We start from the raw sequence: 14,622 nt of genomic DNA, 5'->3' as shown, positions 1-14,622 counted from the left end.
GGGAGTTTTTGTCATGCAGTTAACTGTTATCGATATCGGTGGAACAGCAATAAAATATGGCGTGCTTAATGATGACGGTAAACTTATGTTCCATGAAAGCATGCCAACTGAAGCATTCCAAGGTGGAGATGCTCTGATGCAGAAAATATTGGACATTTGTGATCAAGTAAATGACAAATCGGATGTTTCAGGTATTGCCATAAGTTCAGCTGGACAAATCGATAACATTAATGGTGTTGTAGTACATGCAACAGATACTATTCCCGGTTATTCAGGAATGCCTGTTACGGAAATGGTTACTAAACATACAGGATTACCTGCAACAATTGAAAATGATGTTAACTGCACTGCGCTTGGTGAACATTGGAAAGGCGCAGCGGTTGGCATTGACAATTTTTTGTGCATGACAATAGGAACAGGAATCGGTGGTGCACTATTTATGAATGGTCAGTTATACACTGGTGCAAATTTTTCATCTGGGGAATTCGGCCATATCAACTTATATCAGGACGGTAAAACATGCACCTGTGGCAGTAAAGGCTGCTTTGAACGTTACGCATCAAGCGCAGCATTAACGGATCTAATTAGAAGTAAATTTGAACGATCCATTGACTTGCCAGAGTTCTTCCAGATGGTGAAACAAGAAGATTCATTGAGTGTGGAAACTTTTAAAGAATGGGTTAATGATGTTGCTACAGGGATTCAATCACTAATACACATTTTCAATCCAAAGCTGGTCGTTATTGGCGGTGGAATCACCGCTCAAGGAGACTTCCTGCTCAATGCTATCCAATCTGCAGTCAATAAAAAAGTTATGCCTAATCATCGTAATCAGCTGGAAATGAAGCTTGCCATAAATGATAATAAAGCAAATTTGTTAGGAGCAGCGAAGCATTTTTGGAATATGAATGGATACAATTACAGTTAACCTAAACATCTACAAGCGTCTTCCCTTGTGGATGTTTTTTGTATTTACTCCTCTATTAGAGCAATTTAGAATTTTCGGCGGTGCTCGGAAACAATATCAGTGGAGAGACTTCTCGCTCGAGATTGAGTGTTACTCGCTCGAGTTTGGGTGCTCCTCGCTCGAGTTTGCGCGCTGTTCGCTCGACTTTGCGTGCTCCTCGCTCGAGTTTGCGCGTTGCTCGCTCGACTTTGCGTGCTCCTCGCTCGAGTTTGCGCGTTGCTCGCTCGAGTTTCCGTGCTCCCCGCTCGAGTTTGCGCGCTACTCGCTTGAGTTTGCCCTCTTATCGTGCGACCCCCCTCGATTCCATTTAAAGACACATTCAAGACGTTTTCTTTAAATCACTACTTCGATATAATTAATTTAGTAAATATTCTAAATTTATAAACAGGAGGGATTTTCATGGAATCGCAAACGGCTAAGGATTATTCACCTAATATTGAAAGCGGTAACAAAGGTGGTGGCAAGAAGAATATATTTAAATTTTTGGGGCCGGCTCTCATCACCTCTGCATTGGTATTAGGGCCTGGTAGTTTAACGTTATCATCCACGATCGGTTCTTTATTTGGTAATCAGTTAGTATGGATTTTGATTGTGACGGTAATCTTTATGATGATTTACACAGAGATGAGTACGAGAATCGGGATTGCTTCCAAAATAAGCTTCATTCAGGTAATAAATCAAAAATGGGGTAAGTGGGGTGCCCTTCTCATCGGTATTGGTGCTTTTCTGGTTACAGCATCATTCCAAGCGGGTAATTCCATTGGAATTGGTGTAGCGGCGTCAGCAATTGTTGGCGGAGCTCCTGCATTTTGGGTTGCTGCATTTACAGTAGCTGGAGCATTACTATTATTTTCTAAAGACTTTTATAACATCCTGGAAAAGTTGATGATTGGTCTTGTTGCACTTATGTTAGTTTCTTTTCTGGTAACTGTCTTCCTGGCCAAACCATCTATTGGTTCGATAGCAGGTGGGCTTGTTCCATCGATACCTTCAGGGTCATTAGGTCTAATTATCGGTCTTACTGCAACATGTTTCTCGATAGTTGGAGCCAGTTATCAATCTTATCTTGTTCAGGAAAAAGGCTGGACTAGAGAAATTGTCAAGGATGGAATGAAGGAATCCTATTTGGGAATCTTCTTACTTGGATTCATTTCACTATTAGTTATGATTGCAGCCGCGGCTGTTTTAAAGCCAGCTGGTATACAGATTAATTCTGTTGCTGATATGGGATTAGCGTTAGAACCATTATATGGAACTTGGGCGACAACAATATTCATGTTTGGTCTTTTTGGAGCAGCATTTTCATCCTTAATGGGTAACGCGACTATTGGTGGTGCCATGATATCCGATAGTATTGGTATTGGCAGCAAGTTAAAAGACAAAAAGGTTAAGCTCGCTATTATAGCTGTTATGTTGTTCGGATCGATTATTGCAATTATTTTTGGAGGCGCTCCGCTTAATCTGATCATTTTTGCGCAAGCCATTACGATTGTGGCAGTTCCATTCATCGCAATTGCCTTGTTAGTCGTAGCAAATGATGAAGAAATCATGGGCGATTTAAAAAATACACTCTTTAAAAATATTATTGCGATTGCTGGATTAATTGTACTGCTCCTTTTAGCGTTTAATAATGTGAAAAATATCTTTCTATAAATCTAATGAGGTGATCATATGCAAACAATAGAAGAACTTGATGAAATAATGACAAAACCTTCACCCCGTTTAATTAATGATATTAAGCAAATTTCAGGTGACATTATGATCTTAGGTGTAGGCGGAAAAATGGGGCCCTCTTTAGCTAAACAGGCTAAACGAGCAATTGGTGAAGCAGGGTTAGATAAGAAGGTTATTGGTGTTTCCCGCTTCTCCTCTGGTTCATTACAAACAGAACTGGAATCACATGGCATTGAAACCATTGCAGCTGATCTCTTAAACGATAAAGATCTGGAAGCATTACCAGAAGTAAAAAATGTCATTTACATGGCCGGAAAAAAATTCGGAACGATGGGTAACGAACATCTGACATGGGCGATGAATGCCTATCTCCCAGGAAGGGTCGCCGAGAAATTCTCAGATGCTAATATGGTTATTTTTTCATCCGGGAATATCTATCCATTTGTCGATATAACAAAGGGTGGCTGCACGGAGGAAACCCCAACGAGCCCAATTGGCGAGTACGCTCAATCCTGTTTGGGCAGAGAACGTGTTTTCACTCATTTTTCTAAAAAAAATAATACGCCCATCCTCTTATACAGGCTAAATTACGCGATTGATATGCGATATGGTGTTTTACTGGAAATTGCCAAACAAGTATACCAGGATAACCCTGTAGATCTGACAACTGGTCATGTAAATGTGATCTGGCAAGGTGATGCAAACGAATTTGCCATCCGGTCATTACTTCACTGCAGCACTGACCCTGCTATTTTAAACATTACTGGGCCGGAAACGGCTTCTGTCAGGGTTATTGCGGAGGAATTTGGCAGGCATTTTGATCAGTCCGTTACATTTAAAAACGAAGAAGCGCCAAATGCTCTCCTAAATAATGCTGGAAAAGCACATAAATTATTCGGATATCCAAGTGTTCCATTACAGCAAATGATTGAATGGACGGCAACATGGCTGGAGAATGACGGTGAAGTTATTGAAAAACCAACACACTTCCAGGAAAGACAAGGAGCGTTTTAAATGGTACAACAAGCTATTAAAGATTTGCTTTTTCAAGGAACTGTTATACCAGCACATCCCCTTGCATTAAAAGAAGATAAACAGCTGGACGAACAGCGACAACGTGCATTAACCAATTATTATATCGATGCAGGCGCTGGCGGGATTGCTGTTGGAGTTCATACCACACAATTTGAAATCCGGGATCCGCAGTTTAACCTTTTTGAAAAGGTGTTAAAACTTGCAGCAGACGAAGTGGACAAACGAGATTCAAATCGACCTTTTATTAAAATTGCTGGAATCTGCGGCGCGACTGAGCAGGCAATTGGCGAAGCGCAGATTGCAACGAATTTAGGATACGACTTCGGGCTGCTCAGTTTCGGTGGACTTAATCATTTATCAGAAGAAGAACTGCTGGAGCATTCGAAACAAGTTGCTGAAGTAATACCTATTTTCGGATTTTACCTGCAGCCAGCGGTAGGCGGAAGAACATTGAGCTTTGAGTTCTGGAAAGAGTTTGCTGAAATACCAAATGTTCATGCGATTAAGATGGCACCATTTGATCGCTATAAAACGCTTGATGTTGTCAGAGCAGTTTGCCATTCCAGTAGAAGTGACGAGATTGCGCTTTATACCGGGAATGACGACAATATAGTTATTGATTTACTAACGGCTTATGAGGTTGAAGCTAATGGTGAAAAAATTAAAAAAGAAATTGTAGGTGGTCTGTTAGGGCACTGGGCTGTTTGGACGGAAAAGGCCGTAGAACAATTCAATCAGATTAAGCAATCACTTCGGGAAAATGGTGATGTTGCGAAGTTTTTCCCATTGTCCAATCAGGTTACCGATGCAAATGCTGCCTTTTTTGATGCAGCAAATGGTTTTAAAGGATGTATTGCGGGCATCAACGAAGTATTAGCACGACAAGGCTTATTACAGGGTAACTGGTGCTTACTTGATAAAGAAAAACTTAGTCCAGGCCAGTCGGAAGCAATTGATCGCATCTATCAAGAGTACCCTCACCTGCACGATGATGAATTTGTAAAAGAAAACCTCGACAAATGGCTTTGACTTCCTATAAAACTTAGATAAAATTAAGATAGATTATGGAAACACTTCATTAGATGTCGTGTTTCCTCCTTTTTCCTATTTAGGAGGTGCTTATGAATGATTAAAATTGGAATAATTGGACCTACATGGATTAATGAACGGATTAAACAATCAATTAAACGGTTCCCAAATTTTACCCCAATCTATAAAACTTCCGATAACATTTATGATGCACCGATTTTTACTGAGGAGCTTCAAGCAAAATGTGATGTGCTGCTATATTCAGGATTTATACCTTACTCCATTTCCAAGGAACAAATTCCTGTAAATGTTCCTGCTCATTTTATTCCCATTAAGGGTGCTTCTTTGTATCGCGCTTTTTATAAACTTCAAAAGAACCTTAAAAACTTTTCTACCATTTCCATTGATACATTATCCCAACATGAAATCAGCCATCTCAACTATGAATTGGATGAGTCAATAACAAGTACCCATTATGATTCTAGATTATCATTGGCAAAAACAGATGAAATCATCGCCTTCCATGAATTAGAACATAAACAAAACAGAGCAGAATGCGCTTTAACAGGGTTAAAAATTGTTTCAGAGGCTTTAACCGAAAAAGGTATCCCCAATGAGTGGCTTGTACCGACAGAAGAAGATATCATCGTAACACTGGAGCGAGCACTTCTGGCAACGGAACAACGAAAAAAGCTGGAATCACAAATTGTATTTGGCATCGTACATATTGAAAATTTTGATCAGCTAAAACGCCAGGTCTCTTCAGAACAGCACATCCAACGGCTTTATTTAGATGCCCAAACTACAATTCTGGACTTTGTGGAAACTCTGGAAGGTTACTTAACTGCTCTAAATGGAAATGAATTTATGTTTGTAACGACAAGAGGAACGTTTGAACGAGTAACACAAGGATACAAATACTTCCCACTGATAGCAGACATGAAAAAACAGCAGCACTTGCGGATTTCAGTAGGTATTGGATTTGGACTCTCTGCAAATGGAGCGGGTAATCACGCACGTATGGCACTCACCCAAGCAATCGATTTTGGAGGAGAAAAGTGCTTTATCGTAAAAGAAGATCGTAGTGTGATCGGTCCAATTGAAAACGAGGCACATCTCACCTATCCACTTAATATTACAGATGAAAAACTACTCGAAAAGACACAGGATACATCCATATCACCCTACTATTTGAGAAAAGTTATTTCTATCCTATCCAGGCAGAAAGTTGATACCTTTACTGCTCAGGAATTAGCTTCATCCTTAGGTGTCACAACAAGAAGTGCACACCGCATTTTGCTCTCCTGGCTGGATTCCAACATCGTGAAAATTGTCGGGATAGAAAAACTGCAATCAAAAGGTCGACCAAGACAAGTATATAAAATGCTTTTGAAAGGAGATTAAAGATGAAACTAAACATAGGTATGGTCGGATTGGATACGTCTCATGTCGAGATATTTACGACGCTGCTGCATGAACAAACGTATCATTTTGGAAGTGCAAAAGTCACGATTGGATGCCCATGCCCCTCTCCGGATTTAGACTTAAGTACAAACCGTGTACAAGATTACACCGCTAAATTACAAGATAACTATAATGTCTCGATTACCGACTCTGTTGAAGAGGTAGCAGAGAAAGCTGATGCCATCATGATTACAGCAGTAGATGGGAGAAAACATTTAGACCTATTTAAACGAATAGCACCCTACGGTAAGCCTGTATTTATTGATAAGCCACTGGCAATGTCAGAAAAAGATGCCAGGACAATTTTTACACTAAGCGAACAGCACAACGCTCCAGTCATGAGCTCGTCTTCCTTACGCTATGCACACTCACTTCAAAATCAACTAGCCCAAACATCCGAACAACCTGAAGGCGTTTATCTGTCAGGACCGCTTCCTTTCATCGAAAAAATGCCTTTCTATTACTGGTATGGCATCCATATGATTGAAATGCTGTTCACCATTATGGGTGTAGATTATCAGCAGCTAAATGTACAAGGAAATAAAAGTTACGATGTAATAACTGCAGAATACGAAGACGGGCGCTTTGGCGTAATTCGAGGTAATCATAACTGGCATAGCAACTTTGAAGCCATACTTCATTATAAGGATCACACCGTTCATTTACCTGTTTATCAGGATGAAAAGCCCTACTATGCTTGTTTGCTAGAGCAGGTCGTAGCGTTTTTTGAGACTGGAGTTAGCCCGGTTCCTGAAGAGGAAGCAGTTGCGATAATGAGGTTTATTGAGGAAGCGAATGGGAGAAGGGGGTAGAGATTTTAGGCAGTTGGTAAAAACTATTATTCTTGGAATAGGTCTGTTGCGCGAGTTTCGGTGCGTTTCGCTCGAGTTTGAAGGTGGCTCGCTCGAGTTTGGGGCTTGATCGCTCGAGTTTGCAAGTTCCTCGCTCGAGTTTGTGGGTTGCTCGCTCGAGTTTGAGGCGCGCTCGCTCGAGTTTGCACGCTCCTCGCTCGAGTTTTGGTGCTACTCGCCCGAGTTGAGAGCCGGTACGCTCTATACCAACACCTGCTTAACAAAAAACAGACTCACCTAAGCGAGCCTGTCTTGATCAAACGTTTAATCAACTAACTATAAACCTACTCCACCACGGTTATTTCTCAAATCCCTCTTCATTATTCTGGTGCCATTCCCATGCGTGGGACACCATTGCTTCTAATTCCTGATATTGTGGCGTCCAGCCCAGTTCGCGCTTTGCCTTGTCAGATGAAGCAATTAATACTGCCGGGTCACCTTTACGACGGGGAGCTAACCTGGCATCGATGGTTTTTCCAGTTACTTGTTTACATGTTTCAACAACTTGGTTCACCGAAAATCCTTTACCATTCCCAAGATTATACACATCGCTAGCTGCACCTTCCTGAAGTTTCGTTACTGCAAGATAATGTGCCTGCGCTAAGTCCATGACGTGTATGTAATCACGGACACAAGTGCCATCTTCTGTATCGTAATCATCGCCGAATATTTTTATCGATTCTCTTTTCCCTAGAGCAGCCTGCAGAACGATTGGAATCAAATGTGTTTCCGGATCGTGATCCTCACCAATTCTGCCTGATGGATCTGCACCTGCCGCGTTAAAGTAACGCAGACATACCGACTTCAGCCCGTATGCCCAGAGACAGCGAACTAAATTAACTAAGCAAACCAACTATCCAGTCTGTTATACTTATGAAAATCTTTGCAAGAGAGCTAAAAAACTTCACAAATATATTTACTTCTTCACTATCTTTATTGGGTGTCTCCTTTTCTTGTGTATCTTCCTTTTCTGAAGTAGTTTCGATATTTTTACTAATATCTTTATTATTCTCATCCGTTTGGGTAGCCTCAGTAGTCTTATCTTTTACGTCCTTTTCATCTAGTCCTTTGTTAGGGACATCTACTGAGTCATATTGGTTTTCAGTTGCTGTTCCACCTGTCCCTCTTTCTTCATTAGATTGATTTGTCGAGCCAGGCCTGGAAACAACTAGTTCCTTTTTCGCAGGCTGTTTATTCACTTTCTTTGTGGAAGGGTTTTTTCCCCCATGTTCTATTTGTTTGACTGGTTGTTCTTCAGAAGTTTCATCTTTATCTTGTGTATCCGACACAGCAACTTCTTCACTTCTATCAGTCTCTTCTTTTATTCTCACAATTGCTTCAGTTTTTACAGTTTGTGTAACACCTTTCGATAGATTACCAAAACGGTCTTCAGTATGAACCGTAACAGTATATGCTGTATCTGGGTCTAGCCCTTTGAAAGTGTATGTAGCTTTTTCTCCCAAATTAATAGATTTTATGAACTTATTATTTAAATATACAGTTGTCATCTGGAAGTCCTCTTCAGAAGGATTCGACCAACTAACAGTGGCCGCATCAGTTGATATTTCTCGTGCTTGAAGATTTGTTACTTCTCCCGGGGCTTTCACATCTGGATTAAAATTAACAAAACCGTGACCATAAAATGGATCACGTCCCGGTTCCCCCAAATCTTGGACATAATTAATTAACTCATTCCTGAGTTCAGTTGAATTCAACTCAGGTTTCTTTTTCTTTAATAGTGCAAGTATACCAGTTACATGCGGAGAAGCTTGGGATGTACCGTGAGCTTTGCCATAAGATTCATTTAAATAAGTGCTAACTATATTCACGCCTGGGGCAGAAAATTCTACCTCAGGCCCTGTTGAAGAAAAAGAGGTGATATTAAATTGTTCATTTACCGCGGATACACCGATAACATTTTCATATTTAGCAGGATAATTCACAGAATTATTTGTTCCGCCATTACCACTAGCGGCAACGATCAAAATACCTGCTTTATATGCTTTATTTATAACATCTTGTAATGCTGAACTATTATCGTCGGTACCTAAAGATAGATTGATAATGTCCATATTATTTTGAATAGACCATTCGATTCCTTCGATCAGGTCTGCTAAAGTTCCTTCGCCATTCTTATCCAACGCCTTAACGGCAAATAGATTAGCATCTGGTGCAATTCCAACTGTTCCAGTATCATTACGTTCTGAACCTATGATTCCCGCCACGTGCGTACCATGTCCATTATCATCCGTCCACTCCTGTATAGAATCGACAGTTGAAAATCCTCCTGAAACCTTTAAGTCTGGATGAGGAGAAATACCAGTATCAATGACAGCTATATTTACTTCTTTACCAGTGAATCCCTCTTCCCATGCAGAAAGCCCACTGGTTGACTCGATATTCCATCGTTCTGTTTCAGCTAAATTTATTTGAGTAACTTCCTCAATATTTTGGCTATCTTTAGACAATTTAATTGGAACATTTTTTTCTATGTAGGATATATTTGAGTTTTTCTTCAGGATATCTAGATCACTTTGATCAATTGATACCGCAACCGCAGATATATGGTGAAACTCATAATCTACATGACTACTCTTTTCGAAAATCAACTGTTTCCCTATAGTGTTCTCATAGCCAATTATAACGTCCTTTTCAGTGCTTTCCATCCCATAGGAATGCACTGGATTATATGAAACAATTAATAATATAGAAAATACGAGTAGTAGTACTTTATATTGATTTGGCAATATTTGAATCTCCCTTAATTTCTTTTATTCCAATTAATAAATTTTACCAGTTAGGGCGAGGTTTGTCTCTAGGTCTTTTGTCGAAATATCAGACTCACGGCTTCATTTTGAGTATTGTTTTATCTTTAATAATCCAACTCAAAAGTAGTTTCATATGTATATAGATAATCTGTGCTTCCCCCATGTTATACTGAAATAATTCCTCAATCTCATCCTGATCCCTTCAAAAGTTTTATTTAGAACCTGAATATACTTCCCCTTTAATTACTAGAGTTTCTGAAGCCAAAAAGTGCCGTACTCTTCTCCGTGTAACGGATTACGTTGAGGTTGCACAATATGGCACCCATAAAGATTACACAGTGGTTCCCATAGTCCACTGCGCAATTTTATTGTTTATAAGGTTAACATCTTTTCTTAATTATGGTACAAGTTTGTTTATAAACGGAATTTTGTTCATGACCCTAACAGCAGTATAACTTATAATTAAAACTATTATAATTGATACTGGAACACCTATAATTGGATGAAAAAATTCAGTGTATCTTATTTTAAACCCTATTAATTTTTTCATTTCATCAGAGCCTATTATTATCATTACAAGTGGATGTATTAGGTAAACTCCGAAGCTGGAAATGGACAAAGCGGTCATAGACTTCATAAATATACCCTTTTTTTTGAAAATACTATCCCAATCGATGTTTTTTACAGAAACAAAGATCGCAATACTAGCTAAAACATTGTTAGGAGATAAATATTCATAAAAGTAAGGGGCAAAATTACCACTATATTCTGTTTCTAAATAAGTTCCTATAATAGTTACAATAACTCCAAATAAACCTCCAGCATATATAATTTTCCTTAAACGTTTTGTTAGTTCAATATTATGTAAATAGTAGCCTAATAGAAAATAACCCAGATACCCACTGAAATATTGTAGTTGAATTCCAACATTAACTGATAAAAAATGATTGCTTAGGGTAAATAAAGAACTTGTTATGAACCATACAATCAAGTAATATTCTATCAATTTCCAATCACTATGAGCAGTTAGAACTCTAATTAACGGAGTAATTAAATATAATCCTACAATCATATATAAAAACCATAAATGAAAAGATACATTTCCACCTATCATATCTCTTATTATATCTGGAAGGTAGATACCACCCAAGGTACTTTTGTATTCCCAAAATGTATAGATTAAAACCCATCCAATAAAGGGAATGATAATTTTTGAAGCCCTTTTTCTCATGAAAATCTTTAGGGGCTCCTTCTTGTTGTTATTTAACAGAAGCATGCCACTAACCATTACAAAAACGGGAACAGACCATCGAACTGCTCCTTCCAAAATATTCCCTACCAACCAATATGGTAAATTGTCGGTCTGTGCTAAAAGTGGAGCTGCAGTGTGGATGGTAATAACACCGATAATAGCAATACTTCTTAATATATTGACATAACTAATCATGATAGTAACTCCTTTTACTATTTATAATATACTAAAGCAATATACCAAATATTATCTCTATTTACAATATCAATTTTAGTTAACATCTATATGTAGTAAGATTATTAAAAAAATAACATCAGACATTCTAATTTATGATTAAGTCATTACTGCATAGTTTCCGTAGTTCATTTATCTTATGAATTTGCTTTTATTCAGATCCAAAACCATAAATAGATTTTTAATTCTCTCATGGTCTTTTAAGTGTAATAGTCGATGAACAAATTCGTGTAGCACAGTTAAATTTAAGTACGTGTAATATCTTGAGAGATGATACGGGTTTTTATGTCGACAGTGCCAATCATGTTTTCCAAGCTCAATACTGATATGGAATATTTACCAGATTGGGCTACTTATGCGGTAATCGTTATTCTCAATCGTTCTATTGAAAATAAAGTTTTTAATGACATGAGCTAAAACATTTTTATCAATTGCTTTAAGATTATGGTGTATTATGCCTCTTCCTTTTACCGTATAATTATAAAACCTTGAGAGAAACATAGATTTGTTATGTGCTTTTGGGCAATGAATAGATAAAAATACCATATTCTTTATTCTATAAAGTCTTGATTTACAGTCTCTATAACGTATTTGTAATGAGATAGTCACATCAGAGAATGTTGCTTCTTTTCTAAAGTACCTTAATCGATTATATAACGTCTTGTCTAAATGCATGGTTAACTCTCTTAAATGTTTCATAATTTCAGTCGCTACTGCGTAATAATTCTGAATCCCGTTACAATAGTATTATAATGCCAGACTGTTTCAATACATGGTTTCATCTAGAATGCTTTTATAGATTGCTTAATCTTTATAAGTGCATTGGGCATTGCTTTCTTCGTCATATTGGATTTGTCTACATAACCAAGCCGAGTTTCTACTACGTTTATTTTCTACATAATTGATGAAACCTTCATCCTCGATCAGTTGCGGCAACACTTCCTAATACCTGGGATTGAGTTAAATCTGTATAATCTAAAAAATGTTCTAAAATTTTCCGGGGCTGAAACGACAGCCTAAATTTCAATTCCTCGGCGTTGGGGTATTTTGGTTTGATTTTCATTACATCATATATCCGTTTTTTCCAAATTTGTGTAGGTTAATTTATGTGAAAATGTAATGCAATTTACAGACTAACACTGGCTATTGTTGTCTACATTATTATGTGCAAATTGTACTACATAGTATACCGCTTATTAAAGATAAAAGTCCTATATTCCAACAAAAAATGACCAACAAATTTGATCATTTTAGTTTACATTTTAATGTTTATGATAGGGAGACGGAACCCGTTAGTATTAAGATACCCCGTTTTTAAAGTAGACTTGAGTGATCAACGAAGGTATCAAGAGTTTCTTATCAAACCTACTTGAACTCAGCAAATTCTCTAGAAACCAACACATTTCACAGGGTTTGAATAAGATTCCTAATTTTTGTTAAAAAATTATTCTGTGTTAATATAAAATAATACTTTTGGTTTTATATGGAGGGTCTAAAATGAAAAAAATAATTACCTATGGAACATTTGACTTAATTCATGCAGGCCACATTAGCTTATTAAGACGCGCAAAAGAATTAGGCGACCATCTTATAGTTGGTATATCAACAGATGACTTTAATAATATAAAGAATAAAAAGGCTTACCATACCTTTGAAGACCGCAAGATAATACTAGAAGCAATCCGTTATGTAGATATGGTTATACCCGAATATACGTGGAAGCAAAAATTCGAAGATATTAAAAAATATGAAGTTGATGTTTTCGTTATGGGTGATGACTGGAAAAGTAAGTTTGATTCTTTAAAGAATCTTTGTGAAGTTGTTTACCTTCCACGGACAGAAGGAATTTCTACTTCAGAAATAAAAAAAGGGATATCTCGAGTAGATAAGTAATTTATCACATCCAGATATCCCTCTTTCGATAAAACTAGTAAAGAATCGTTAGTTCCCTTTCACCAAAAACCAATCATTTTTTAAATTCTCACGATTATAGTAAAAGCGTTGTTTATCTTCATGCCTAATTACTTTTCCACCAGATGCTTCAATAATAGCTTGTCCAGCTCCTGTATCCCATTCCATTGTTGGTGCATAACGCGGGTAGTAATCCGCTCTACCTTCTGCCACTAAACAGAATTTAAGCGAACTCCCTGCTGAGACTACATCTACTTCATGATCGCCACGTAAACCCTCAATAAATTCTTCAGTTTCTGCTGACATATGAGAGCGGCTTGCAACGACTTTAATTACATCAGTATCATTAACTTCTGGCAAACGAATACTTTCAGAAACTAACGCTTCATCATCAGTGATCTCCTTTTTAGATGCATTTTCCAATTTAAAAGCACCTACGCCTTCACGGCCAAAATAAAATGTATCCAGGACAGGTGCATAGATTACTCCCAATGTTGGATACTTTCCATCAATCAGTGCAATATTCACCGTAAATTCACCATTTTTCTTAATGAATTCCTTAGTTCCATCCAGTGGATCCACTAGGAAAAATTGAGTCCAATCTTTACGTTCCTCATAAGGGATATCCGTACCTTCTTCACTTAGAACGGGAATATTTGTGTACTCAGTTTGCAAGCCTTTCATAATAGCCTGATGTGAACGTTGGTCAGCCTGCGTTAGTGGTGAATCGTCTTCCTTCGTTTCAACTTCAATATCTTTTTCATATACATCTAATATTTCGTGCCCTGCTTCCAATGAAATTTCAAGCAACTTTGTTAGACTTACATCAGCCATTATTCAAGGTATCCTTTCTCTTTTAGGTAATCTACAATTTCTTGCACAGATTCCTCAAGAGTTAATTTATCGGTATCAATGGTTACTTCAGGATTCTTTGGCTCTTCATATGGCGCATCAATTCCAGTAAATCCTTTGATCTCTCCAGCGCGTGCTTTTTTGTACAAGCCTTTTGGATCACGTGCTTCACACGTTTCGACACTAGCGTCAACAAATACTTCAATAAATTCGCCATCTTCTACAAGTTCACGCACTTCATCGCGATCCTCACGATATGGTGAAATAAATGCAGACAATGTAAACAAACCTGCATCAACCATTAATTTCGAAACTTCCCCAATACGGCGAATGTTTTCTTTACGATCTTCTGGGCTAAATCCTAAGTTTTTATTTAGGCCATGACGAACGTTATCTCCATCTAAGCGATAGGTACGCACCCCTTGAGAATAAAGTTCTCTTTCCAATTCAACAGATACCGTTGATTTTCCAGAACCAGATAGACCCGTAAACCATATTACTGCGCTTTTATGATTGTTCAATTCCCGTCTAGCTGATTTAGTTACCTTTGAATCGTGCCATACAATGTTTTCTGATTTTGCCATG

Annotated in this window: 11 protein-coding genes and 1 pseudogene; 7 read left to right on the top strand and 5 right to left on the bottom strand. The window is 38.0% G+C overall.

Translation table 11 applies throughout. From position 1 onward, the window contains the following. Positions 1 to 13 precede the first annotated feature (13 nt). The 6 genes from ACE1TG_RS04455 (at position 14) to ACE1TG_RS04430 (ending at position 6,981) form a co-directional block, all read left to right on the top strand. Positions 14 to 928, top strand: a complete 915-nt coding sequence (locus ACE1TG_RS04455; RefSeq protein ID WP_375051159.1) for an ROK family protein — start codon at positions 14 to 16, stop codon at positions 926 to 928. Positions 929 to 1,366: 438 nt separating this feature from the next. Next, a complete protein-coding gene (locus ACE1TG_RS04450) occupies positions 1,367 to 2,620 on the top strand; it encodes an Nramp family divalent metal transporter (protein WP_375051158.1) in 1,254 nt (417 codons plus the stop codon). An 18-nt stretch (positions 2,621 to 2,638) separates the two neighbouring features. Next, positions 2,639 to 3,655, top strand: a complete 1,017-nt coding sequence (locus tag ACE1TG_RS04445) for an NAD-dependent epimerase/dehydratase family protein (RefSeq protein ID WP_375051157.1) — start codon at positions 2,639 to 2,641, stop codon at positions 3,653 to 3,655. Next, positions 3,656 to 4,705, top strand: coding sequence for a dihydrodipicolinate synthase family protein (locus tag ACE1TG_RS04440; RefSeq protein ID WP_375051156.1), 1,050 nt, complete (start codon positions 3,656 to 3,658; stop codon positions 4,703 to 4,705). A gap of 96 nt (positions 4,706 to 4,801) precedes the next feature. Continuing rightward, positions 4,802 to 6,109, top strand: coding sequence for a GGDEF domain-containing protein (locus ACE1TG_RS04435; RefSeq protein WP_375051155.1), 1,308 nt, complete (start codon positions 4,802 to 4,804; stop codon positions 6,107 to 6,109). A 2-nt stretch (positions 6,110 to 6,111) separates the two neighbouring features. Next, positions 6,112 to 6,981, top strand: coding sequence for a Gfo/Idh/MocA family protein (locus ACE1TG_RS04430; RefSeq protein WP_375051154.1), 870 nt, complete (start codon positions 6,112 to 6,114; stop codon positions 6,979 to 6,981). A gap of 337 nt (positions 6,982 to 7,318) precedes the next feature. On the opposite strand, the pseudogene ACE1TG_RS04425 reads toward ACE1TG_RS04430, so the two are convergent. The 3 genes and pseudogenes from ACE1TG_RS04425 to ACE1TG_RS04415 all read right to left on the bottom strand — a co-directional run. Further along, positions 7,319 to 7,837 (bottom strand): annotated as a pseudogene (locus ACE1TG_RS04425) (NAD-dependent epimerase/dehydratase family protein); the annotation flags it as partial. Between the two features lie 19 nt (positions 7,838 to 7,856). Next, positions 7,857 to 9,767, bottom strand: a complete 1,911-nt coding sequence (locus ACE1TG_RS04420) for a S8 family serine peptidase (protein ID WP_375051153.1) — start codon at positions 9,765 to 9,767, stop codon at positions 7,857 to 7,859. Positions 9,768 to 10,185: 418 nt separating this feature from the next. Beyond that, the gene (locus ACE1TG_RS04415; RefSeq protein ID WP_375051152.1) at positions 10,186 to 11,235 is read right to left on the bottom strand and encodes an acyltransferase; all 1,050 of its coding nucleotides are present in this window, start codon (positions 11,233 to 11,235) and stop codon (positions 10,186 to 10,188) included. A 1,536-nt stretch (positions 11,236 to 12,771) separates the two neighbouring features. Here ACE1TG_RS04415 and tagD point away from each other — a divergent pair. Next, positions 12,772 to 13,167 (top strand): glycerol-3-phosphate cytidylyltransferase, encoded by a 396-nt coding sequence (tagD, locus tag ACE1TG_RS04410; RefSeq protein ID WP_375051151.1) that lies wholly within the window; start codon positions 12,772 to 12,774, stop codon positions 13,165 to 13,167. Between the two features lie 48 nt (positions 13,168 to 13,215). Here the strand turns inward: tagD and cysQ are convergent, their stop codons facing one another. Both cysQ and cysC read right to left on the bottom strand, forming a co-directional pair. Then, positions 13,216 to 14,019 (bottom strand): 3'(2'),5'-bisphosphate nucleotidase CysQ, encoded by an 804-nt coding sequence (gene cysQ, locus ACE1TG_RS04405; protein WP_375051150.1) that lies wholly within the window; start codon positions 14,017 to 14,019, stop codon positions 13,216 to 13,218. Then, complete coding sequence (gene cysC / locus ACE1TG_RS04400; RefSeq protein ID WP_375051149.1) at positions 14,019 to 14,621, bottom strand: adenylyl-sulfate kinase; 603 nt, start codon at positions 14,619 to 14,621, stop codon at positions 14,019 to 14,021. The genes cysQ and cysC overlap by 1 nt, the downstream gene beginning before the upstream one ends. Between the last annotated feature and the right edge of the window lies 1 nt (position 14,622).

This window comes from Virgibacillus sp. JSM 102003 (genome assembly GCF_041949995.1).
Classification (GTDB): domain Bacteria; phylum Bacillota; class Bacilli; order Bacillales; family Amphibacillaceae; genus Lentibacillus.
The sequence above is the reverse complement of the archived record's forward strand: the minus strand, read 5'-3'. Positions and strand labels throughout refer to the sequence as shown.

Excerpts from the sequence above, each read along its gene's own strand:
- ACE1TG_RS04455 (WP_375051159.1), top strand. The coding sequence starts at position 14 with ATGCAGTTAACTGTTATCGATATCGGTGGAACAGCAATAAAATATGGC.
- ACE1TG_RS04450 (WP_375051158.1), top strand. The coding sequence starts at position 1,367 with ATGGAATCGCAAACGGCTAAGGATTATTCACCTAATATTGAAAGCGGT.
- ACE1TG_RS04445 (WP_375051157.1), top strand. The coding sequence starts at position 2,639 with ATGCAAACAATAGAAGAACTTGATGAAATAATGACAAAACCTTCACCC.
- ACE1TG_RS04440 (WP_375051156.1), top strand. The coding sequence starts at position 3,656 with ATGGTACAACAAGCTATTAAAGATTTGCTTTTTCAAGGAACTGTTATA.
- ACE1TG_RS04435 (WP_375051155.1), top strand. The coding sequence starts at position 4,802 with ATGATTAAAATTGGAATAATTGGACCTACATGGATTAATGAACGGATT.
- ACE1TG_RS04430 (WP_375051154.1), top strand. The coding sequence starts at position 6,112 with ATGAAACTAAACATAGGTATGGTCGGATTGGATACGTCTCATGTCGAG.
- ACE1TG_RS04415 (WP_375051152.1), bottom strand. The coding sequence starts at position 11,235 with ATGATTAGTTATGTCAATATATTAAGAAGTATTGCTATTATCGGTGTT.
- tagD (WP_375051151.1), top strand. The coding sequence starts at position 12,772 with ATGAAAAAAATAATTACCTATGGAACATTTGACTTAATTCATGCAGGC.
- cysQ (WP_375051150.1), bottom strand. The coding sequence starts at position 14,019 with ATGGCTGATGTAAGTCTAACAAAGTTGCTTGAAATTTCATTGGAAGCA.
- cysC (WP_375051149.1), bottom strand. The coding sequence starts at position 14,621 with ATGGCAAAATCAGAAAACATTGTATGGCACGATTCAAAGGTAACTAAA.